The sequence below is a fragment of the Dictyobacter kobayashii genome (assembly GCF_003967555.1).
In the GTDB taxonomy this organism is placed as follows: domain Bacteria; phylum Chloroflexota; class Ktedonobacteria; order Ktedonobacterales; family Ktedonobacteraceae; genus Dictyobacter; species Dictyobacter kobayashii.
Genome location: NZ_BIFS01000002.1, coordinates 704,328 through 724,232, shown reverse-complemented (window position 1 = coordinate 724,232; position 19,905 = coordinate 704,328). Strand labels below are relative to the sequence as shown.

The 19,905-nt window shown below is 50.0% G+C and carries 15 protein-coding genes and 1 pseudogene; 12 read left to right on the top strand and 4 right to left on the bottom strand.

Features of this window, described 5'->3' with window-relative positions; all coding sequences use genetic code 11:
- Nucleotides 1-51 precede the first annotated feature (51 nt).
- Entirely contained in the window at nucleotides 52-2,718 is a 2,667-nt protein-coding gene (locus tag EL645_RS29890; protein ID WP_126555568.1) for a PEP/pyruvate-binding domain-containing protein, read from the top strand.
- Nucleotides 2,719-2,881: 163 nt separating this feature from the next.
- On the opposite strand, the gene EL645_RS29885 is transcribed toward EL645_RS29890, so the two are convergent.
- Nucleotides 2,882-3,862 carry a hypothetical protein gene (locus EL645_RS29885; protein ID WP_126555565.1) on the bottom strand — a complete coding sequence of 327 codons (981 nt, stop codon included), beginning with the start codon at nucleotides 3,860-3,862 and terminating at the stop codon, nucleotides 2,882-2,884.
- Between the two features lie 291 nt (nucleotides 3,863-4,153).
- Here EL645_RS29885 and EL645_RS29880 point away from each other — a divergent pair, with 291 nt between their 5' ends.
- Nucleotides 4,154-5,635, top strand: coding sequence for a cytochrome P450 (locus tag EL645_RS29880; protein ID WP_161977805.1), 1,482 nt, complete (start codon nucleotides 4,154-4,156; stop codon nucleotides 5,633-5,635).
- 10 nt (nucleotides 5,636-5,645) lie between these two features.
- On the opposite strand, the gene EL645_RS29875 is transcribed toward EL645_RS29880, so the two are convergent.
- Nucleotides 5,646-6,587 (bottom strand): EamA family transporter, encoded by a 942-nt coding sequence (locus EL645_RS29875; RefSeq protein WP_218032127.1) that lies wholly within the window; start codon nucleotides 6,585-6,587, stop codon nucleotides 5,646-5,648.
- Nucleotides 6,588-7,139: 552 nt separating this feature from the next.
- Between EL645_RS29875 and EL645_RS29870 the strand changes: the two genes are divergently transcribed.
- The gene (locus EL645_RS29870; RefSeq protein ID WP_126555560.1) at nucleotides 7,140-7,610 is read left to right on the top strand and encodes a hypothetical protein; all 471 of its coding nucleotides are present in this window, start codon (nucleotides 7,140-7,142) and stop codon (nucleotides 7,608-7,610) included.
- Nucleotides 7,592-7,963, top strand: a complete 372-nt coding sequence (locus EL645_RS29865; RefSeq protein ID WP_126555557.1) for a hypothetical protein — start codon at nucleotides 7,592-7,594, stop codon at nucleotides 7,961-7,963. The genes EL645_RS29870 and EL645_RS29865 overlap by 19 nt, the downstream gene beginning before the upstream one ends.
- Nucleotides 7,964-8,079: 116 nt before the next feature.
- Here the strand turns inward: EL645_RS29865 and EL645_RS29860 are convergent, their stop codons facing one another.
- The gene (locus tag EL645_RS29860) at nucleotides 8,080-8,856 is read right to left on the bottom strand and encodes a hypothetical protein (RefSeq protein WP_126555555.1); all 777 of its coding nucleotides are present in this window, start codon (nucleotides 8,854-8,856) and stop codon (nucleotides 8,080-8,082) included.
- A 971-nt stretch (nucleotides 8,857-9,827) separates the two neighbouring features.
- Nucleotides 9,828-11,315, bottom strand: a complete 1,488-nt coding sequence (gene tnpC / locus EL645_RS29855) for an IS66 family transposase (RefSeq protein WP_126548577.1) — start codon at nucleotides 11,313-11,315, stop codon at nucleotides 9,828-9,830.
- Between the two features lie 74 nt (nucleotides 11,316-11,389).
- Here tnpC and EL645_RS29850 point away from each other — a divergent pair, with 74 nt between their 5' ends.
- The 8 genes and pseudogenes from EL645_RS29850 to EL645_RS40360 all read left to right on the top strand — a co-directional run bounded on the left by EL645_RS29850 (nucleotide 11,390) and on the right by EL645_RS40360 (nucleotide 19,398).
- A complete protein-coding gene (locus EL645_RS29850) occupies nucleotides 11,390-12,424 on the top strand; it encodes a zinc-dependent alcohol dehydrogenase family protein (protein ID WP_126555552.1) in 1,035 nt (344 codons plus the stop codon).
- Nucleotides 12,425-12,762: 338 nt separating this feature from the next.
- On the top strand, nucleotides 12,763-13,347 hold the full coding sequence (locus EL645_RS29845; RefSeq protein WP_161977804.1) for an RNA polymerase sigma factor: 585 nt from the start codon (nucleotides 12,763-12,765) through the stop codon (nucleotides 13,345-13,347).
- A 7-nt stretch (nucleotides 13,348-13,354) separates the two neighbouring features.
- Complete coding sequence (locus tag EL645_RS29840) at nucleotides 13,355-13,897, top strand: HEAT repeat domain-containing protein (RefSeq protein ID WP_126555547.1); 543 nt, start codon at nucleotides 13,355-13,357, stop codon at nucleotides 13,895-13,897.
- Complete coding sequence (locus EL645_RS29835) at nucleotides 13,885-15,312, top strand: WD40 domain-containing protein (RefSeq protein ID WP_218032304.1); 1,428 nt, start codon at nucleotides 13,885-13,887, stop codon at nucleotides 15,310-15,312. Before EL645_RS29840 ends, EL645_RS29835 begins: the two co-directional genes overlap by 13 nt.
- Nucleotides 15,313-15,447: 135 nt before the next feature.
- Complete coding sequence (locus EL645_RS29830) at nucleotides 15,448-16,029, top strand: TetR/AcrR family transcriptional regulator (protein WP_126555540.1); 582 nt, start codon at nucleotides 15,448-15,450, stop codon at nucleotides 16,027-16,029.
- Nucleotides 16,030-16,102: 73 nt separating this feature from the next.
- Nucleotides 16,103-17,454 (top strand): annotated as a pseudogene (locus EL645_RS29825) (MFS transporter).
- 8 nt (nucleotides 17,455-17,462) lie between these two features.
- Nucleotides 17,463-18,767, top strand: a complete 1,305-nt coding sequence (locus EL645_RS29820; protein WP_126555537.1) for a copper resistance CopC/CopD family protein — start codon at nucleotides 17,463-17,465, stop codon at nucleotides 18,765-18,767.
- Nucleotides 18,768-19,017: 250 nt separating this feature from the next.
- Complete coding sequence (locus EL645_RS40360; RefSeq protein ID WP_176599845.1) at nucleotides 19,018-19,398, top strand: hypothetical protein; 381 nt, start codon at nucleotides 19,018-19,020, stop codon at nucleotides 19,396-19,398.
- The last annotated feature ends 507 nt before the right edge of the window (nucleotides 19,399-19,905 follow it).

The following is a 19,905-nucleotide window of genomic DNA, read 5'->3' as shown; positions in this document are numbered from 1 at the left end:
AGTATATGTTTCTCTGCAAAAAGTGAAACATGCGAGGAAAGATGGTCACCAATGGAATTTATCTGCACATTGATGGATGCAAATCAACAGCAGTTGCCCACTGTGGGGGGCAAAGGGGCTAATCTGGGTGCACTCATCTATGCACATTTTCCCGTTCCGCCAGGCTTTGTTCTCCTCACGAGTGCCTACCAGCAGTTTCTGAAAACGGACGGTCTCCTGGAAGATGTTGAACGGTTGGTCCAACAGGTGTCGTCAGATGATCTTGCTTCGTGTGAGCGCGTCTCACAGGCTATTCGCACGCTTTTTGCGCAACGTCCCATCCCAGAAGCCATCGTCGAGGCGATCTCAGATGCCTATCTACAACTTGCTGCAGGCGCCGTCGCCGTCCGTTCCTCCGCCACAACCGAAGATCTACCAACAGCGTCCTTTGCTGGCTTGCACGAAAGCTACCTCAATATTCAAACGCTCGAAGATATCCTCACCGCAGTACGGCAGTGCTGGTCTTCGCTCTGGACACCGCGTGCACTCAGTTACCGTACTCATTCAGGTATTGCACCGCGCATGGCCAGTATGGCCGTGGTTGTCCAACAAATGGTGCCGGCATATTCCTCTGGCGTACTTTTTACGATTAATCCAGTCAGTGGAGCGCCTGATGAGGTAGTAATCAATGCCACATGGGGTGTCGGTGAAGCACTTGTATCAGGACAGATTACGCCCGACATGATCATTGCAGAGAAGACCAGTGGGCGCGTTATACGACGAGAGGTTGGCAACGCGCCCGTTACTACTACTACTACTAGCATGGGCGACCGTGGCGTGGGCACCATGAGGCAGCCGCAATTTGTGTTGACAGATGATCAGGTAGCGCAGTTAGTGCACCTTGGTGCGCGGATAGAGGAGCAGTTTGGTGCACCGCAAGATATCGAATGGGCCCTGGCAGATGGGCAGGTCTTTATTGTCCAGGCACGCCCGATCACCACGCTTGCAACCGAGCAGGCGGTGCCAGAGAGTTCAGGGATGCTGATCGCGCCGGGCGAAGATACGTGGAACCGCGAACAGGATCAGCCGCCGCAGCCATATGATGTGTGGACACGGACCAATGTGGGCGAGAATCTCCCCTATCCGATCACACCGTTGACTGAGACGCAATTTTCCGTGCTCTTCGGCCTCGACAATGCTTCCTCGGATCAATCCCAACCGCAGTTGGTCCGTCGCTTCTACGGCCGCCTGTATTTTAACGAGGGGGCTATGGTTCGCAACCTTACTGAAGAGATGGGTTTACCGGCTTCCTGGCTACATAAGATGTGGGGAAGCCGGCCGCGTGGCACCGTTGTGCTTAAGAACTCCTTCCGTCCCTTACGCCTGCTACGCAAACTCCTCTCGCTCGTCGCCTCCCGTTTCAAGGCGCCGAAAAAAGCAAAAACGCCACTGCATACTCCCCAGCAATTTTTCGCGCATATCGATCAATGGGTCAGCGAATTCTTGCTCCTCGATCTCAGCCAGCTTGATGACGCTTCGCTCTGGCATGAGGGACTCCCCACCTGGAGTAAACGGGGTGCCTATGCGTGGGCAAACAACATTCGTTTTAGTTTTAGTGCTGTGATAAGCTATGGACTGCTCGAACGCATCGTACATTGGTGGACCGGCAAAGATCTGGCGCAAGACCTGGTCACTGGTCTCACTGGTGTCTATAGTGCTGAAGTGGGTCCAGCACTCTGGCAGATGGCTCGGCTGGCTCAAGAGAGCGGGGTACAAGATATCGTGCTCACGCATGATCCAATCACGGCACTGGCCCTCTTGCGTTCACAGGAGAAAGGACGCTTGCTCATTGAGCAACTTGAGGTATTTCTGGCGCGTCATGGGCATCGTTGCCCCAACGAACTGGAGCTGCGCAATCCACGCTGGGCAGAGGCACCAGAGCAGATCATCGAACTGATCGCCAATTACCTGCGCGCAGGAGAGCACGTCGATCCACTCATTGTCGAGGCTCGCCAGCAGCAGCGTCGTGCTACGGCCGTGACCATCATTGAGGCAAAAGTAGACCCAATCCGCCGTGCTGTCTTTCGCTTCCTGCTGAAACAAGCTCAGCGCGCTGTGACCGTGCGTGACAATAGCCGCTACACTATGGCGAAATTTATTTTTCCTACCCGCAAGGTCTATTCTGAGCTCGGGCGGCGCTGGGTTGAACGCGGCTGGTTGAGGCAGGTAGATGACATCTTCTTCCTGACGCTAGTCGAGATTGAAGACATCGTTGCGACCCCCTCTATGACAACACTCCCGGTTGATTGGCAGACGCGTGTAGAGCAGCGCCGCCTTGCCTATGACTTCTGGTTCACCGTAGTTGCGCCTGAGGCGGTGGGAGCAGATGGATTGCCCATCGCCGAAAAGGAAGAGCATCTTACTTTGCTCAAAGGCACGCCAGCCAGTAGTGGGACCATCCGTGGTCGTGCGCGTATTGTGCAGACAATCCAGGAAGCTATGAGCCTGGAAGCTGGCTCTATTCTCGTGACTGCAGCAACGGATCCAGGCTGGACCCCGATCTTTCCCCTGGTTGGCGGCATCGTCCTGGAGATCGGAGGCCAGCTCTCGCATGGGGCCATTATCGCTCGTGAATACGGCATTCCTGCGGTAGTAAATGTTCCAGGAGCAATGCACCTCATTCAAGATGAGCAAGTGATCGAGCTTGATGGGAGCAAAGGGGTGATCAAGCTTTTCTGATGCCATCCTGGTAGCTCCCAGGCGCGTGTCAGCTTCCATAATCACTCCTTTAGGGGCGCAAGCAGGCGCTTCCACACTTTTTATTATGTGGTGTAGAAAATGTGTATCGCACATTTTCTACACCACATAATAAAAATAAGAGTTCCACTGAAAAGCTTTCGTGCTAGGAAGTTACTTTGTTGGCATTGCGGACCGTCTCAAAGATTTCGCTGGCGACCAGTTCATTACTCCAATAGCTACTATGTGCTTTTCCACCAAAGAGCGCAATCTCGGCGATTTCTCCTAGATTCTGGGTATTGAGCAATGGGTCCAGCAGGCCTGGCTCCTGCGTCAGAATATCTTTGATATCTAGAATCACCTGTTGTTCATCGATCATGGCATAGAGCAGATCCTCTAATGGATACGCAACGGGATCGCCAGGATGAATGTAGTTGCGCCACGGCAATTTTCTTTGCAAGATGTTATGCAGATTTGTGAGTAGTTGTTGCAGCCTGGGGGTGATGTCGTGGGTGTTGGGCATCGTATTCATAATGCCATTGCCATTTTTGACCATCATCAGACTGAACAAACTGATGGGTGAGCCCATCGTGTGGATGCTGCAGAGCAGTAATCCCTGCCTGGCTTGAGCCGTTAAGCCAAAGATTGTCTCACGAATCTCCTCAACGCCCTGGTAGTCAGATGTTTTTTCGGGGTCCCAGCGGGCACTGAAGAGCGCATCGAACAGAATCACTGTTCCCATACTATGGGTAACCAGGTGGATGCGATCGCCTGGCTGCGGACCTGTTCTACCATTTTGTTTAAAGCCTGCCAGAGCTTGCAGGCGCAATCTTTCGACCACCTTAATGCCTGCGAAGCGGCTAATATAGAGGACAGCATCGCCAGTAAATTGTAAGAGTTGATTTCCACGCAGGCCAGTAAAATTCATCTTTTTCCAGAGGGGCGATTGTTCATAAATGTTTAGCAGGGCTGCCTCATCTCCTTTATTGACATCTCCCCAATAGAGCGGAATCATATTAAGGTCTAATGGAGTCTCCAGCGTTTCATTGTGCCGATACAACTGTCGAATGAGCGGATCGGCGTATGTTGGCTCAATCCCTGTCTCACGGGTATTGACGCCATGGATAAAGATGATATGGTCTGTCATGGCTTCTCTCCCTGCATTCCACTTGTTAACCGCTTGCTAGTTAAACAAAAGATGCACCGATTTTTAATAAGGTTAACGAGTAAAGCTATATAATAGACGTACCGCAAGACTTTTTTTTGACTTGCAATTTTGCAAAGCGAGATACAAGCCATCGAATGCAACAATATTGATCATGTTTCTGGTTGCAGATATATACATTGGCGCATTGGTTGTTTATTTAACCGTGGATGTTCTATGATAGTGGATAGTAAGTTGAGCGTGTGCATTGAGAGTTGGAATAGAGAGATTGCCATGACAACAGTTGCTCAAGATAAAGTAACACCAACGCTTCCTGCGGGTCCGCGACCATGGCCTGTGATTGGTAATTTGCTGGCCTTTCGCCAGGATCCACTGGGCTACCTTCAGCAGTTACAACGTACCTATGGAGATATGACCACTGTTTATCTGGGACGTATGCCATTGGTGTTCCTCTTTAAACCGGAATACGTTCGCTATGTGTTGATTGAACATCCACGCGCTTTCACTTCGCGCGAAATTTCTCAGCCCGATGAGACTACGGCGAGCGAGGGCCTGTTAACAATTGATGGCGAGAAGCACCGGCAGCAACGCCGGGCTGTGCAGCCAGCCTTTCACAAGAAACGTGTGGAGAGCTATGCCGATGTAATCTTGCAATATACAGACGATGCTTTATCCGGGTGGCATATCGGAGACACAGTTGATCTGACCCAGAGCATGCAGGAATTGACCCTGCGCATTATTGGCAAATGTTTGTTTGATATCGATTTCGCCTCTCAACTCGATGCCCTGGGTAAGACCTTCGATGAAATGATTGGCAGTCAGGCCGGTATCCTGGATACCCTCTTTAATCTACGCATCGATAATCCTGTGACGGCTTATGGCAAGCGGCTGGCCGCCATGCGCAAGATGAATATGTCGATCTATACGTTGATCGCCCAGCGACGTAGCGAAGCAGTAGAGCGCAATGATGTCCTATCTATGCTACTCACGACTGAAGATGGTAGTACACCGGGCCAGCTCCTGACCGATAAGCAGATCCATGATCACATTTTGACTTTTATCGCAGCTGGCCATGAGACGACTGCCATTGCCCTGGGCTGGAGTTTCTATCTGCTCTCTCAACATCCACATGTACGCGAAAAATTGCAGGAAGAGCTGCGTACAGTCTTAGGTGGGCGTCCCCTCACCCTCGAAGATGTCTCCAAACTCACTTATACCGATTGGGTCTTAAATGAATCAATGCGCCTCTATCCTCCCGCCTGGATACAAGGGCGTTTTGCCGCCGAGGATTTTGAGCTGGATGGCGTACATTTCCAGGCTGGCACACGTGTGATGTTGAGCCAGTGGGTCATGCATCGCCTGCCAGAGATCTGGGGCGATCCGCTGGTCTTTCGCCCTGAGCGCTGGGACCCTGAACATGGACAGCAAGTGCCGTCTGGTGCGTATTTCCCCTTTGGTGGTGGGCCGCGTACCTGCATCGGCATGCCACTGGCACAATTAGAAGCCCGCTTGATCCTGGCGACGGTGATGCAACGCTTTAATCCAGAGGTTCCGGCCAACTATCAGCCGGGCTTTAATCCAGTAATCACGCTACGTCCAAAGCATAGTCTTAAAGCTCGATTGATGCCGGTGCCTGCTAAAGATGACAGGTCGACCCTGGAGCGCCGTGTGATTGTATCGCCGACCCAGGCCCTCGATGAGCGCCGTGGCTGCCGCACCGCGTTGTTGGACTGGCTGAGTTTTTTCAGGTTGTAAGAATCGATGGTTATTGATGCACCGATTTAGCTTCCAGGGAGGTGGCGATTGAGGCCGTGATAATCAAAAACATGGCAATGATATCGCGGACAGTGATGAGCTCTCTCAGGAAGATAAAGCCGATCATTGCGGCCAGGACTGGTTCTATGCTCATGAATATCCCAAAGACACGGGAGGGTAGGCGTCGCAAGGCCTCCATCTCTAGTGAAAATGGGATGATAGTTGAAAGGGCGGAGACGGCCAGGCCGATCAATAAAATATGTGGCGTAAAGACTGCTGGTCCCCCTGTGATGATGCCGAAAGGCGCAATCACGCAGGCTGAGACCAGCATGGATAGCGCCAATCCTTGCCCACCCACAAAAGCACGACCAACCTGCACGTTGAAGATGATATAGACACCCCAGAAGATGCCCGCAATCAAGGCAAAAATAACGCCGAGCAGATCTATATTGGTTGTCCCCAGTGGGGCCAGCAAAATAATACCAGTCGCGGCCAGGGCTGCCCAGATCAGATCTTTCAAGCGGCGCGACTGCAATAATGCGACGCCCAGCGGACCTACAAATTCAAGTGTCACAGCAATGCCCAGAGGAATACGATTAATTGCTATATAAAAAGCTGAATTCATACAGGCAATCGCAATCCCAAAAATAATCATCAGTCCCAATTGTTTACGCGTGATCTGACGGATATTGGGACGCCAGAAGAGCAGCAGCAGCAAAGCGGCAAAGCCCAGACGTAAAAAAGTTGTCCCCACCGTCCCAATGCTCTGGAAGAGACTTTTACCTACGGCTGCGCCCATCTGAGTACAGAACATGGCCAGTAGCGCGAAAACCTGTGGCGGTATGCCTTTCATAAAGGTAGACGATGGCTGTAGTTGAGTCGGGGTTGCTTCTATCTGCGCAGGTATTTTAGGCGTTGGTGTTGGTGTTGATGATAAATTTTGTTGCATCATATCCTCGGTTTTATATATTTAAATTCAATTTTATGGGCGCTATTGCCGCACTTGAGTGGCATTTTCAAATGATGGTAAAAGCCAGCCATTTCTTATTATGCCATATAAGGGAATAATTGGACTGGCGCGCCTCTGGCGCGCAAAAATTTTTTTTCTGGGGCTAGCGGGGCGCCAAGCGCCCCGCTAGCCCCGGAGAAGATACTCAGAGAGCCTCGCTGGCCGCTGAGATGACACTCAGAGAGTCCCGCTGGCCGCTGAGATGACACTCAGATTGTTCCTGTGTCCTTTTATGCTATATTTCTTTTAATTTTGTTTTTTTATTATATGTTGTGGGAAATGTGCAAAGCACATTTCCCACAACATATAATAAAAACCGTACGGGCGCGACTGCGCACGTATACAAGCAAACTGTCAATACAGAACAGCGCTCTGTTCTGTATTGACAGTTTGCTCAATGAATTTTATGATTGAAACAAAGCTCCTCATTGAATGAACGCTAAGAATTCCACACACTTATTTAATCGGTATTTATTTGTTGTAGGGAGAAAAAGCATGTTTGGACCATTACGCTTTAATAAATTGCTTAAAGCTACTCCAGGATTGAAACATTTGAGTTTGACCCCGCAGGCCGCCCACCATGCGAAATCGCACATCTATGAACATGTGCAGGAAGAGATTGAGGTCGATAAAATTCAACGATCCGCCCATGGCGCTAAGGAGACACATGTGCGGGAAGATGTCGTCAAAAATGTTGAGGTCGCGACCCATAAAGGGGCTCATAGTGCCGCCAGCCAGAAACAGGTCACCACGGATATCAAAGTCAAGAAGGTGCAGCAGGTGGATGGCGAAACGACGGAGACACTAACGCACGTGCATGCGACCGTCTTTGGAGTGGCTGAGATTGAGATGACACCACCGCATCCTCCACGGGAAGATACTCCAATCTATGTACAGACGCACAATCGGCTGGTCAATAAATTAGATACCCCTGCGCTATCTGTGGGGTGCGTAAATCGACTTTAAAAGATGCAAAGGAGAACCCCTTCAAGGCCAGCGCTATTGAGACCCACCACTATCCGATTGAGCGTAGCCTGCTCAATGCCTGCGATCCGAAGAAATTGCGGGTCACATTTCCTCAAATCAAGGATCACCAGACACTGGAAGAGTTTATTGACTCGGAAGATAATATCATGGTGCTCTGCGATATCCATCATCGCCATCCCCACTACGGTATTCATCATCTATTGGCGCAGGACTTTTTTATCCAGCCGTATCTCTATGGTGGCTATCAGGTTGTGGCCGAGGTTGAAGAGCAGACTAAAATTCTGGCCGCCAACGAGCGCGTTATTAAAAGGCACACTACTACAAAGAGTTAAGATGACCTTTGACTCTCAGAGTTTATCTATCTGCTGGTAAAGGACAGGATCTGGTGATGATGGGATGAGAGAGCGGCATCGTCAGCAGATCCTGTGCGTTGGAGCTAGTTTTTATTTTACGCCTGGCGGAACGGATTATTCGTAGTTACGTCCGCGGTAGTACCTGCGGGAAACAGCTGATTGATAGCCGCCAGAAAATCTGTGAAGGCCTGAGAAGCGGGCTTACCGGTCAGGGCTGCATATGTCTGGCCCAGGGTGGGAGCGCCTTGCTGCACAATATCTGTCCAACTATACGCGAGTTTTGTATGCAGCCAGTTTAAGAAGAGCAGGCCACAGGCATTGGCAAAGGTATCTTGATCGGTACTTTCATTGGTGCTAATATAGTCGCGCCGTCGACTATTGATCCAGGCCGGAGCAATCAGAAAGCCTGCGTTCTGGGTTGTATGCAATTCCTCGGCCAGGGCACGTGATAGTGCCTCTCCATTAGTGGCCCCACAATCCCAACCCTTACCCTGCACTGCTTCGAAAACTTCGACTTCCTCGGCTACGACCAACATATTAAGCTCTTCAGGATCATCGACTGCATCACAGTATAGATCTGTATCTGAACAACCATGGTGATAGGCGCCTGGAATATTCGGGCCAACCAGAATATTAAAGGGCAAAGAGTTATCTGGAATAGTTACGTTAGCAAAAAAAGATTGTAGTTGTGTGTAATCCTTTTCACATTGCTGGGCAACATACTGGGCATATTTATTGCCATCACTGGCACTTAAAGAGGTCGCATAGTAGATAGAAAAATGGCTGGTCTGTGTGGCCAGGTCTGCCTGAAAATCAAATCCTGTCGCTATGGTATTACGGGTGAGGATACGATCGGTGGATAGTGACATCATTTTTCTCCTGTTTCTGTTTTCAATACTGACTTACTCCAGGTATATAAGACTTTATCCTACTTTTATTATACCTAAATTGCTTGAATTGTAAATGGTGGATCGAACTATTAAATAAGTATAATTAATTGAATATATCGAATAGCTGTGTTTAAATAGTTATTATGCCAATTATGGCGTGCTCATGGTTTAGCAAAAAATGGGGTGAGTGACCCTATTTCACATTTTTAAGCATCCTCATTTCAAGCAGTGTGACTCTTTTTACTGGGAAAGCGTTCAAATTTTGAAACATGTATGATCGCTGATTCGTGCTGCTGAAATAAAGAAAAACTCTCTCTGTAAACGTTCATGGTAATGTACTTTGTTGAATTGGAAACGTTTTGCTTGTGATGTGATAGGACAACCGTACAATAGTACAGTTGTGTCGGTAACGAGGAGTGACCAGTCTGTATGTTTCCATATAATAACCAGATGATCTCAATAATGTATCTCCGTTTGCTCATGAAAGAATCCGAGGAACGACGTATTCATACACGTCACCCAAAGTATTTCTCATGGAAACGGTCTGGCCGATTGGGTGCAAGAAAACTAGGTATTTTGCTGATGAGGATTGGTGGCAAACTAGTTTATTGGGGGACCCCGCCGTATGTTCCACCACTGCCCGATGAGGTATCTTAGCTGCGGGCCTCTGTGCTTGCTTGTGGTCCACCTCAGAGCGACCCTGTATCCGTAGCGCCCGGCTCCGTAATCTAACGCCTCCTTGCCGGGCGACATACCCCCTACATCTCCTTTCATCTTATTGACCTCAATTGCTTGCTCGCTTGATTTTGCTGTCCTGGGAATGTTCTGCCCTTAAGGCGGGGAGTCGATATACGGAACTTGACGTTTGACAAGGTCAGCGGGTAGTCTCTTGAGAGACGTATAAAATATACATAACCTTGAAATTCACGCGTTATGTGTATGTTTAAAAGTAACTACTCAGTAGCCCATGCAATGGGGAAAGGAGAACCAGCAAAAACCGCAGCAATGGCAGCAAGCATTGAGCGCCCCTGCTTGCGCATGGTTGAAAGATAGCTGCGAATGATGCAAAAAGCCGTAGCTCCATCGTCACTGCGGAAGGTTCCGGAAATCTTTTGCTGCACTTTCACCATGCGTAAATCTCGTTCGGCGAGATTGTTGGTAAAAGGCACAGACAGGTCCTCCAGAAAACCCAACACTTGATCAGCTCGCTTTAAGAGCGCATCGAGCAGATTCTTGGAGGCTTCCTGTTTTTTGCGTCCTTGTCGTTTGGGCTGCAGACTTCCTGGGGGAGGGGCTTGAGCGGCATGCGTGGCAAAGCCAGCGGCCAGAATGGCAAAATACTGGGCAAGCCACTGCTCCCGTTCGGGGGTGGGGACGGCGCTCGCTCCTTGGAGGCGCCAGCGATCAGCGGCTTGCTTCATCGCCAGCAACAGATCGAACATGGCTTGTCCCCAAGGCTGCTTCTCCTGTTCGGCGACATACAGGCAGTCGCGTAGCAGGTGGGCTCCGCAGAGGCTATGGGTACAGAGGTAGCGATCATAGCTGGACCAGCGATCATGCATGGAGCGGCCCTGATAGTGTGGCCAGATCCCAATCTGCTCCAGAGCCTGATGCCCTCGTTTGCGATGCCAGGAGTACAGGGTGAGCCAGGGAGTCGCATTGAGATGCATCCAATGCAAGATGCCTTTGACACGCATCCCCGTTTCGTCAGCATGTTGCAAGGGGCTGGCCAGCAGTAAGGTTTTGATCCGCTCGATGCTCGACTCAAGGGTCTTGGCTGCCTGAGCAATCCAACGGACCAGCGTGCCTTCGGACAACTGACACCCGCACAGATCAGCAAGAGCTTCACAGGTGCGTTGCAGTGGCACCAGTTGAAAGTGGGAAAGATAGACCGCCAAGGCTTGGACCTGCGGGCCATACTGGACAGCAGCATCGACGCCTGCCGGAAAAGACGCCTGCGTCACATGCTGGCAATAGGGGCAGCAGATTGCTTGTCGGCAATGCTCCTCGACCAGCAAACGCCACGTGGGCAGATCGTGGACTTGACGGCGTTCGTTGGTGATAGCTGCCTCCTGCTCAAGAGGGTACTGACATGCTTCACAGTGCGTTGGACGATGAAGCACGACGCTATCAGGAGTCAATGCTTGCATCAGGGTATGACCGTGGTGACCGGCTTGTCCACCGGAAGTCTTGCCGCTTTTGCGCCGCTGTTTGCCAGGTTTGCGACCCAATCCATCACTGGAAGGAGGTTTACTACTATTATGACTATCTTTTCCCAATCGCCGTTCAAGCTCTTCAATGCGCAACAAGGCACCTATGAGCAATCCTTCGAGCTCTTCGATCCTGCGATCTTTCTGCTCTGCTTGCTCTTTGAATGCCTCTGCTTGCTCTTTGAGCTCTCGGTAGGCTTTCTGAAGATTTCTCACTTCTTCTTCTGTCATGCTCTTAGTTTATCAGCTTTGTCCAGCTTTTCTCAAGGTACTGAGTAGTTACGTTTAAAAAAGGAGATGTTACTATGCGTGCGGCTATTATTGAGCGACCTGGAACTATACGGGTCAGCGATAAATCAGATCCAACTCCTGGGGTGGATGATCTGCTCGTTCGAGTAGGGGCCTGTGGCATCTGTGGTACTGATCTGCATATCGCCGAAGGCTCCTTTCCTCCTACTCCTTACCCGATTGTGCCTGGCCATGAATTCGCTGGCGAGGTCATAGCGGTAGGCGCCAATATCCAACAAGGGAAAGATCCTGAAGCGGCTAAGTTCAGACCTGGAATCCGTGTAGCGGTCGATCCCTCGCTGTTTTGTGGCAAATGCGATTTTTGCCGGGCGGGCCATGGCAATCTCTGCCTGAACTGGGCTGCCATTGGTGATACAGTGGATGGGGCATTTGCCGAATATGTCAAAGTTCCAGCCGCCAATGCTTATGTCTTGCCCGATACGATATCATATCGTGAAGCCGCCTTAATCGAACCTGTCTCTTGCGCTGTCCATGGCATTCACCGTCTTAATCCACGCCTGGGAGATAAGTGTCTGATTGTTGGCGCTGGCACAATGGGACTCCTCTTACTGCAACTCTTGCTACGCGGCGGCGCATCCCAGGTGGTGGCCATCGATACTAATAGTCAGCGCTTAAAGCGAGCAGAGCAGTTAGGAGCATATCGTACCCAGACAGATATCGCGCAGGTGCTTAAAGATGAGCCACTGGGTTTTGACTGTGTCATCGACGCTACTGGCGTCTCTCAAGCCATGGAAGCGGCCTTTAGTGCCGTACGCCGGGGAGGCAAATTCATGGTCTTTGGCGTGGCTCCGCAGGAAGCCCGCATCTCCCTTTCACCTTTCCGTATCTACAACGATGAAATTACCGTTCTGGGCTCGATGGCCGTTCTCTTCTCCTATGGTGCTGCTGTAGACCTGATCAGTAGCGGGGCCATTGATACTAAAGCTATGTTGACCCAGGCCCTTCCCCTGGAAGATTTTCCAGCCGCCCTTGAAAAAGTGAGACGCGGTGAGGGAGTTAAAACCCAGATTCTTCCAAATGGAGAAATTTAACATAATCTTTATCCACAATAAGTCACATATCGAAGCCATGAAAGCTCTTTTCGGCGTATCATAATATAGAGACTCTGCCGTTGTGATACTATTCAATCTGGTGAAGGCAGCCGCATGGCTGCGGATACGTTACGAGGGTTGAATAGCGGCGGCAGAGCTAGCCGCGAGCAAGCGGCGTTCCCGGTTGCTTTTTATGGTACAAATATATTTTTACGCGCCCGGTGTTTATCGCATTGGGAGATGGAAATATATCATTTGTAAAGTAAGCGGTGTAACCAGAAATCATTTTATTGTGTTTTCTCCTATGAGAAGTAGAAACACGCTGGAGTGTTATGGATGTGAGCGGTGATAAGAGCCTTGTCCAGTTTGCTGACAATGTTGATGCGTATTACGAACGCCTGGTAGCGCTCTATTGGCATCAATTGAAGGCATTTGTGACGACGCGGCTCGGGAACTCTCTAGATGCTGAAGATATCGTGCAAGAGGTATTTATTCGAGCTTATGTGGCATTAGAGCGATATTCTGTGCAGCAAAGACAAGATCTCAAAGCACGTGCGTGGCTCTATAAGATTACCTGGAACCTTTATTATAATTTTGTTAGTCGTTCGCCTGAGCAGCAAGGATTATCTGTAGCCCTGGAGGAGAGACAAGAGCACGAATGGCCTGAGACTGAGGAAGAGAATGGCGTCAATCCGGAAGAGGTATTTGAGCAGTTGGAGCGGCGCCAGGAGTTAGAAGCCCTGGTCGCATCCTTACCTCGTCATTATCAGGCTGTTGTGAGTCTCTATTATTTTGAAGAGCTCAGTCTTCAGGAAGTGGCGGAAGTTCTTAATCAGCCACTTGGTACGGTAAAAGTATATGTACGCCGTGGTATTCAGCAGCTAAGAAAGATATTGCAGATGCAGGTGAATATGGTAGGGTAAAGCCAAGATGGAGAAACATGAGAGCGATCACCCTGGGCGTCCAGAGCATGAAAACGCTGCTGGACAATGGTTGCATGGGACGAGTAATAGTGGTGAGCCTGAGTCGTCGCTTCCTCCTTTAACCTACTTCGGTCTGGGTAAAAACTCTACAACATTTCCGCTTTCACATGAACAATTGCTACTAGATTTGCAGCATTCTGACTGGGTTGTCCGTGTTGGCGCCTTAAAACAGCTTGGACGTCTGCCCCTGCAGGCACCTCGGGAGCTCTTGCTGGCCGCTTTGCAAGATGAACATAAAGCGGTGCGGGCTACGGCCGCTCGTGTGCTTGGTACCACAGATACGGAAATCCCCTTAGAGCCCTTATTAGTCGCGCTTTATGATCCCGATTGGCATGTGCGCTCCTGTGTCGTGATGGCACTGGGCAACCATATTCATCGTGTGCCGCTTGATGCGCTGATCTATGCGCTGGGGGATCAGGATGAAACGGTGCGTGCTGCTGCCGTGACTGTGCTAGGCAAACTGGGAACGCACGCCCCCTGGATGCGTTAACCTCTGCCTCACAAGACCGTTCCTGGATGGTGCGCGAGGCAGCGGTACTGGCCCTGGGTAAAATGAATGAGCTGGCTCCGCGTTCACTGTTGCAGCAAGCCATGGCGGATAAAGATACGAATGTGCGGCAAGCAGCTGAAAAGGTATTACGTGGCCTGGCTGATGTTGCCCTCCAGCATTGGCAGCGCCAACAATGTTCCTCGCCCGATAATGCTTCCTCTTCTGACGTAACTAATAAACCCTCAATCTATGAAAAACAATTGCCTGCCATACCCTCGACCACTCCTCGTACAGATATAGTACCAGCGCCAGCTTATCCTGCCCACTCGCATTTGCTAGCCAGCCTGACAAAATTGGCTGCTACAGCCAGGCATGCTAGCATTGTTATGTTGATTGTAATGTTATTAGGTGGCGTGGCATTTATGTTACAGCCGCCTTTACAGGCTCCAGCCGAGATCAATCATATCGTTGAATATGCCCATTATCATGACATTGGAGGCAAGAGTTCCGGCGTTACCTGGTTGAATAACACCCAATTTGCCTGGGTGGATGGGAATGGGACTATTCAAGTTGCTAATGCCGTTATCAAGCAATCCATGGCCATGTATAACACACCAGCCAGAGTCCTGGATCTGGCATGGGTAGGCTATTCGTTTTATACCGCTGAGCTACAAAATGGGGCGGTAATAATACGAAAAGATAATCGACAAACCATTTTTTCAGTCCCCACCAGTTCGCAGATTCCCGTGGCTACTTTCTCTCCAAATGGTCATTACATTGCCCTGGCCCTCAATGAAACGAGTGCTGTAACCACCATCTCGATCTGGGATACAACCACAGGACACTTCTTGAGCAGCTATACGGCGCAACAGGGCACAATTACTGCCATTGCCTGGCCTACTAGAGGAAATACGCTGGCCTCGATCTGTGCTTCAGTCGATCGAGATGGCCAGCAGATCTGGAAGATCGAGATGTGGGATATGCGCACCGGCCGGTCCAGCCTGACCCAGGAGCCCACTCCATACCTGAGTCTACCGCAACGCGTGGTCGGCCTTTCCTGGTCGCCGGACGACATGCGCCTGGCCTATACGCTCGCCGATGGTGTGGTGCATGTGCATGATCGTGGAACCTTGATTGATGGCACATACAATACCAGAAGCGTCTCTAATAGCAACTGGGATGGCGCGATCGCCTGGTCGCCCGATGGCAAGTATCTGGCCTCCACTGACAAGAATGGTGAAGTCCAGGTGTGGAACGTGTCAGGAGATAATAAAGATGGCCAGCTAGTCTGTACCTATATGCGCCACAAAACACCAGTTGATGCCATCTCCTGGGTTCCCAATGCTGCTATTGATCGCATTGTATCCACAGATATCAGCGGCAACCTTTTTGTCTGGGATGTACAGGATCACTAATCCTCCCCTGGCTAAAAATCAATTTCATCTCTCTCTACAAGGTTTTGCCCTGGTTTGTACTTTAGTTTTGTGTTATCATACAGACAGGTCTGTCTATATAGAGAGAAGTTGTTCATCAAATGGGGAGGGATTGTAATGGAAGCATCAGCGCGTTCGGCACGTGTTCGAATTTTAGATGTAGCCTCTGAATTGTTTTACCAGGAGGGTATTCGCTCAGTTGGTATCGACACCATTATCGAGCGTTCCTCGGTGGCAAAAGCCACTTTCTATTATCATTTCCACTCGAAAGATGCTTTGATTGAGGCTTATCTAGAGCGGCGCCAGATAGCTTTTCTGGCCTGGTTTGATGCTGCGGTTCAACCCTATGCAGGGGCGCCGCAGGAGCAATTGCTGGCCCTTTTTGAGGCTCTAGTTGAGAAAGTTAGCGTGCAGGGCTATCGTGGCTGTGCATTTATCAATGCCTCAACAGAATTTCCCGCTGTTACCCATCCTGGACATCTATTGCCACATTCGACCAAGTATGAAGTGCGGCGGCGCTTGCTCTCCATTTGTCAGCAAACCTCGGCTTCCCAGCCTGCTGTACTGGCTGATCAATTACTGCTACTGATGGAGGGTGTCTTTGCATCAACTCCTATCTTTGGTTCTGATGGACCCGTTTGCTCAGTGAAAGACGCGGCCCGTTTACTGATAGTTGCCCATTGTTCCACAAGCGGCTAGAGAGAATAGATTGACCTGTTAAATTGACCTTCTTGATATGAGTATGCACATAGCAATTGGAAAAGGAAAGAGCATGCATCTCCCATCGAAACGATCACGTTTGCATTATAGTTGGATTATCGCGGTGGTTGTTTTTCTGGCGCTTCTGGCGGCCGCTGGTATGCGCTCGACTCCCAGCGTATTGCTGGTGCCGCTCGAACACGAGTTTGGCTGGAGCGCGGCCACAATTTCGCTGGCAGTCTCTATCAATCTGGTGTTCTATGGCTTGAGTGGACCATTTGTGGCGGCGATTATGGAGCGCTTTGGTATTCGGCGTGTGATGGTGCTGGCCTTACTTCTGATTGCGCTCTCGGCCGGGCTGACAATTTTTATGCATCAACCCTGGCAACTGGATCTCTTGTGGGGACTCCTGGTTGGGCTTGCTACCGGCGCCATTGCCTCGGTATTGGGTACTATGGTGGCGAATCGCTGGTTTGTGAAGCGTAGAGGCCTGGTAATAGGTTTGTTCTCCGCCAGCAATGCGGCCGGACAACTGGTATTTTTGCCCGCTTTGGCGGCTTTAGCGGTCAATTATGGTTGGCGCTCTGCCGCTTTAACCACCGCTGGCGCGGCCCTGCTGGTCGTACCGCTGGTGGCCATCTTTATGCGTGAGCGACCACGAGATATTGGCTTACTCCCTTATGGAGCTGAGGTTGAGGAGGAGGGAGCAGGGGCGAGTAGCACCGATAATCCATTTATTAGTGCTCTCAGAGGGTTAGGACGTGGTTTACGAGTACCTGACTTCTGGTTACTGGCTGGAAGTTTCTTTATCTGTGGCGCCACCACCAATGGTTTGATTGGTACCCACTTGATTCCCGCTTCAATGGACCACGGCATTGCTGAAGTGACTGCTGCCAGTATGCTAGCTTTAATCGGTATTTTTGACCTGATCGGCACTACAATTTCTGGTTGGCTTCTGATCGCATGGATAATCGCTGGCTGTCTCTATTTGACTGATCGATGGGATTCGCTGGTGCTCTGCTGGTATTATGGATTGCGTGGCTGCTCACTATTGCTCTGCCATATGCACTGAGTTCCTCTTATCTCTCGCTAGCTGTATTTATTGTTTTCTATGGGCTGGATTGGGTCGCGACCGTGCCACCAACGGCACGTTTGACCACTGAGCTATTTGGTGTACGCAATGCAGGTGTAATTTATGGCTGGATCTTCGCCTCGCACCAACTGGGGGCCGCGACAGCCGCTTTTATGGCTGGCCTGCTGCGCACCTGGTTGGGATCTTATCAGGTCAGCTTTATTTCGGCTGGCTTGCTTTGCCTTTGTGCTTCAGGTATGGTTATTCGTATTGGCCGGAAGCCACGTCTGCAGCAGCCATTGGTAAGTGATGTGCCATCCGCTATGGATGTTCCGCTGGCTGAAAGCATTTAGAGGCCGTTATGCCCATATCACGTCTTCGGCGGTCACAGTATTACTGGTCGGGTCTATGGATTATGTGGAGTGTGCTTATTGGCCTCCTGTTACTATATCCTACACCCGCCCAGGCTAGAAGTTTGCATGCTAGCCTGTTACGTGCGGATCCTGCTGCCAACAGTGTACAGGCTCTTCCACCGTCACGACTACTGTTAGTGTTTTCTGAGCCGGTCCAACCAATTGTCCAGACGATTACTGTGATGACCCCTTCAGGTCAGCAAATTATACATGGGGCGGTAAAGATCTCTGGCAATCAGTTGGAAATGGGGATTGATGCGCGCTCGAAAGGTAGCTATCTTGTCAGCTGGCAGGTGCTTTCGCAGGATACCCAGCCAGTAAGCGGTAAGTATATATTTAGTGTCGGTCAGCCTGGAGGTCCCTGGGCTAATAGCACCGGACAGGAGCAGCTGCCATTCATATATACTGTCCTGCAAGCTGTAGCACAGCTACTGCACTTCCTGGGCTATGCACTTGGATTTGGGGTTCTGGCTTTCCTCTGGCTGATTGTCTATCCACTACAACTGTCAACGGTAGAAGAGATTCAAGATTACCTTTTACGCCTGGCAAAGTATGGTATCGCCCTGCTGGTATTGGCTGAGCCGCTGGCACTGCTGGCGCAGAGTATGGGGCTAACGGCCAGTCAAGGGCTGAGCTTTGATATTATTGGTGGCCTGCTGGCGACTAATTTTGGTTGGCTGCTATCTTTGCGCCTGGGGGCCGCACTTGTACTATGGATTCTGGTGGGAGCTATACAGCAAGGAGCGAAAAAAGGGGTTCGATTGGCCTGCCTGGTGGGTATTTTACTGGCATTAATCGACAGTTTCAGTAGTCATGCCACGGGCTCCCGTGCTCCCTGGATTAGCCTGCTGGCTCATATGGTTCACCTTATCTCAATGGGCCTCTGGATTGGAGGGCTGAGCAGTTTGACTGGCCTCTGGAGGCACCAGAGACTGCTTGCACAAAAGAGTGTGCTGCTAACACGTTTTGGTTACCTGGCGACTACTGCGGTGGCTGAACTCTTTATTTCAGGGGTGATTATTAGCTGGCTGCAGTTTACCAGTATTTCTAATCTCATCACTACTAATTATGGAAGAGTTCTATTAATAAAGCTCATCATTTTTCTCGCGATTTTGTTCATTTTGGCCTTATTCAGGCGTGCAAGAAAACAACCTATTATATACTGGTGGATATTAGAAGAAGTTGCCTTAATAGGAATTCTAATTCTAGCAGGAATTCTTCTTTCTCTTTCTCCTCCCTTATTAACCCGTTAAAAAGGTCTACATTATCATTGCTTGGCTTTTTCGTGCAGGATTCCTCATCATTTAAGATTGCGAATCCTATATATTGCTATTGATTTAATATGCAATAGCCACGAAAGATTAACTAATTATTAAACTTAGTGAATTCGTAGATTATTATGGACTTGACATATAAATCACCATAGGGTACATATGAAGTGGCACATGGCCACCTGGAAAAATCCAGTGAGAGATCCTGATACTTTACGAAAGGACGAATTCGATGTTTAACAGCAAAAATGAGCAGAGCATGGATATCCTGAGTGAGCAGTCATATCCAGAATTTTTAGTCAACATTGATGCCGAGGAATTGTCTGATCAGCAGCTGCAGAAAGTTAATGGCGCCTGGGGCGGCGGCGGCGGATATGGCTTCGGTTTCGGTGGTTGGGGTGGTGGTTTTGGTGGCTGTGGCGGTTGCGGCGGCGGATATGGCTTCGGCGGCTGGGGTCTGGGTAACTTTGGTGGCTGGGGTGGCTGGGGTGGCTGGGGTGGATACGGTGGTTGGGGTAATGGTGGTAATAATAACAATAACGGCGGCGGCGGTGGACACCATCACGGCGGGCATCATCACGGCGGTCACGGCGGCGGACATCACCACCATTAGTCGGTTGTGTGGTCATGCAGCAAAATGCATGACCACACGTACCTATGTTACTCAGGGCGCAGCTACTTCCATGCAGCTGCGCCCTGAGTAACAACCATCATAACTCACCCTGAGCTTGCGGAACATTCATCATTCATCCCTTCAGTGTACAGTTAATATAAACAATTAATATAAACAATAAGCTTGCTCACGTGCTCATATTTTTTTTGCTCCTCATCCCATTTATTTTACTGAGCGCGGTCACCTGGAAACTGATCCATGTTAACCGATACGTCATGGTGCCGCAGTTAGCCGTCATCAAGCGGTATTTTCAAATGTTGTTTCCAGCATACTATGGCTACTCTCTGGTAGCGGGTATGAAGCAATCTAGCCTACACCAATAGACACAAAATGAAGTTCTTTCAGGAGGAACTTTATTTTTGGTCGACTTCTTTTCTCATTTTCATTCTCCATTTTGACTGTTCAAAAGAGTTCAATTTCCTCATTGAATAGCGTTTCATACTGGAA

What these genes read in the sequence shown, in the direction of transcription:
- EL645_RS29890 (WP_126555568.1), top strand. Translation starts at nt 52, where the DNA reads ATGGAATTTATCTGCACATTGATGGATGCAAATCAACAGCAGTTGCCC.
- EL645_RS29885 (WP_126555565.1), bottom strand. Translation starts at nt 3,862, where the DNA reads ATGACAGACCATATCATCTTTATCCATGGCGTCAATACCCGTGAGACA.
- EL645_RS29880 (WP_161977805.1), top strand. Translation starts at nt 4,154, where the DNA reads ATGACAACAGTTGCTCAAGATAAAGTAACACCAACGCTTCCTGCGGGT.
- EL645_RS29875 (WP_218032127.1), bottom strand. Translation starts at nt 6,587, where the DNA reads ATGATGCAACAAAATTTATCATCAACACCAACACCAACGCCTAAAATA.
- EL645_RS29870 (WP_126555560.1), top strand. Translation starts at nt 7,140, where the DNA reads ATGTTTGGACCATTACGCTTTAATAAATTGCTTAAAGCTACTCCAGGA.
- EL645_RS29860 (WP_126555555.1), bottom strand. Translation starts at nt 8,856, where the DNA reads ATGATGTCACTATCCACCGATCGTATCCTCACCCGTAATACCATAGCG.
- tnpC (WP_126548577.1), bottom strand. Translation starts at nt 11,315, where the DNA reads ATGACAGAAGAAGAAGTGAGAAATCTTCAGAAAGCCTACCGAGAGCTC.
- EL645_RS29850 (WP_126555552.1), top strand. Translation starts at nt 11,390, where the DNA reads ATGCGTGCGGCTATTATTGAGCGACCTGGAACTATACGGGTCAGCGAT.
- EL645_RS29840 (WP_126555547.1), top strand. Translation starts at nt 13,355, where the DNA reads ATGGAGAAACATGAGAGCGATCACCCTGGGCGTCCAGAGCATGAAAAC.
- EL645_RS29830 (WP_126555540.1), top strand. Translation starts at nt 15,448, where the DNA reads ATGGAAGCATCAGCGCGTTCGGCACGTGTTCGAATTTTAGATGTAGCC.
- EL645_RS29820 (WP_126555537.1), top strand. Translation starts at nt 17,463, where the DNA reads ATGCCCATATCACGTCTTCGGCGGTCACAGTATTACTGGTCGGGTCTA.
- EL645_RS40360 (WP_176599845.1), top strand. Translation starts at nt 19,018, where the DNA reads ATGTTTAACAGCAAAAATGAGCAGAGCATGGATATCCTGAGTGAGCAG.